Consider the following 2,339-nt stretch of genomic DNA (forward strand, 5'->3'; position numbering starts at 1 on the left):
CTAGTACCGATAAAAAATCTAACAACCTATCTCCAGCTAATGGCTCTGTACTATGGTCAGTGGAATCAGACAATACTTGAATGCTAGGAAGAGCGCGTATAAAATTAGGGCGGTGCTTATAATGATACTTACCAAGGCACTTGAATAAAAAACTATCTTCACACATCACCTTATAGGTCAAGTACCAAATGGCCCGTCCAGTTATAGTAAGTTTGCCACTCACATCTGATGGTAGTTGCTTGGCTACCATACTCTTGTAAGTACGTCTAGCAAAAGCATCCATCTTAAAAAAGAGACATTCAATTACTCGAACAGCATCAGGAGATAGCATAACACCCATCGAATTCAAAACATCCGAATCAATAGTAAAAGCTGAAGAAGAAATAGAAGTACCACGTTTCAGAGCAGGAGCTTTGCCTTTACTACTAGTACGCAACACCCCCTTAGCTGTAGTAATATTAACAGTAGTTGAAGTAGTTTTATTAACAGGCAGAGAAGATCCCGCATCTCCAGGTGGTGTAACTTTAGAGGCAGTACTAGTTGCAGACACACTACCAGGTTGATCTCTGTAAAAAAGCAATTTGACAAATTCAGAAGAAGATTGGTCACCCCCCCCCTCTAGCAGTAACAAAGGTGTTGACCCCTTGTCAGCCACACATTTATTACCACTTACTAACCTCTTTCTTCCTTTACTTACTACAGGCCTTAGATCTTGAGCTTTACCCTTACCCCTACTACTCACCACCTTACCTAAAGCAGCAGGTAAAGTAGTAACCTCAATTCGCTGCAAATCATCACCCTGTACAATTCCTTCCTTGGTGCCACCACCATCCTCACTATCTGGGGCACCAACAAAAGCAGCGGCACTACTAGTTACAGATGATACAGGATACATAACAAGCTCTCTTATAGTGGTGCCTCAAGTTATTGTACTTCAATCAACGCATACGAATTACCACATACACAGTAAAAACACCACCTCGTCCGCAATGCGCGCTTGTATATAGCTCAAAACCAAAAATTTATATACAATAAATAACAATTAATTGCATAAATATATATTAACATGCGGGCATAGCATTGCCATTATCTAACTGAAAACAGAGCAAATGTTATACACTAAAAACAGTAAAACAAATCCAAGCAATACAAATAGGTATAAACAGAATAATACACGGCAGTTAACTATAAACTAACATGATACAAATATGGCACTTACATGCACTACAACTTACGTAGAACAATCCACTGCACACAAAACACGCACCCGTATGAGTGTTTTAAAAATATTGCCTACAAACTCAAAACCTAAATTCTATCAATTCAATAAAAACAAAAAAAGACAAATATCAACCCACGTTACGTATCACACAGTACCATTATATTTGGTACAAAAACCATACAAACTTAACAATCTCTCATCACATGCAACGAAACGCCTAATGCATCTCCTGGTATACAATTCTGTTATGATGATTGCTTCATTAAATTAGTATAAATTAAGTAAATAAAAAAATTTACAAATGAAAAATGCATGCTCTTAGTAAATGACGTGAAATTTATTTTTAATTTCACAAATCTTATTAACTACTGGTAAACCAATGTTAAACACACCATCAACCACTAGCTCCCAAAAAAACAAGCTACTCCTATTCAACCATGGGCCATATAAAAAAACCAACCGAACCAAACATAACAAAAAATAAACCCCCGCTCACAGCAAACTCATAAAATTATGCGATGCTAATAATAAGAAAGTAAGACCAATTCTTAGCAATTAACTATTCCTTTTCCTTTTACGTCCTCTCGATCTCTGAGCACCACCGCGACCTGAAGAAGATAATCCTCCTCTACCACCTCTAGACCCACTAGATTCACCAACAGGTGGTGGTGAAGGTGGCAGGCCTCGATTCAACAATGCTGCCAATCTCGCTCCCACATCCTCAGCGGTAGTATCGGCAACAGCAGCCAATAGCGGAACACTACCAATATCCACAGATGTAGAAGAGGAAGGTCCAGCAGATATCCCTCTACTCATAGGCACCTCAAAAGGCTGCTCCTTAACTGATCGCATAATAAATGCTTTCTTAGGTCCATGAGAGTACCTAGAAGAACTACTACTAGCTGCCATGGAAGATTTACTGACAGAAGCAGAAACAGAAGAAGATACAGGTATTGGAACTATTAGTTGCTCAGATGAGGACACAGGAGCTGATTCACCTACTGAAGCTCCCAAGGACGCAGAAAGAACACCTTCCGCAGTTAATTCAACTTCTCCAGTCGATACAGGTGAATCTGGACAGGAAGAGGAAAAGGAAATATCTCCATCTAATCCATAC

The 2,339-nt window shown here is 39.2% G+C and carries 2 protein-coding genes; both read right to left on the reverse strand.

Translation table 11 applies throughout. From position 1 onward, the window contains the following. Window positions 1-895, reverse strand: an 895-nt coding sequence (locus A6733_RS07215) for a hypothetical protein (protein WP_141663347.1), incomplete at its 3' end; no start/stop codon positions are given. 882 nt (window positions 896-1,777) lie between these two features. Further along, window positions 1,778-2,339, reverse strand: a 562-nt coding sequence (locus A6733_RS09065) for a hypothetical protein (protein ID WP_176696791.1), incomplete at its 5' end; no start/stop codon positions are given.

Source organism: Candidatus Ichthyocystis sparus (genome assembly GCF_900078745.1).
In the GTDB taxonomy this organism is placed as follows: domain Bacteria; phylum Pseudomonadota; class Gammaproteobacteria; order Burkholderiales; family 2013Ark19i; genus Ichthyocystis; species Ichthyocystis sparus.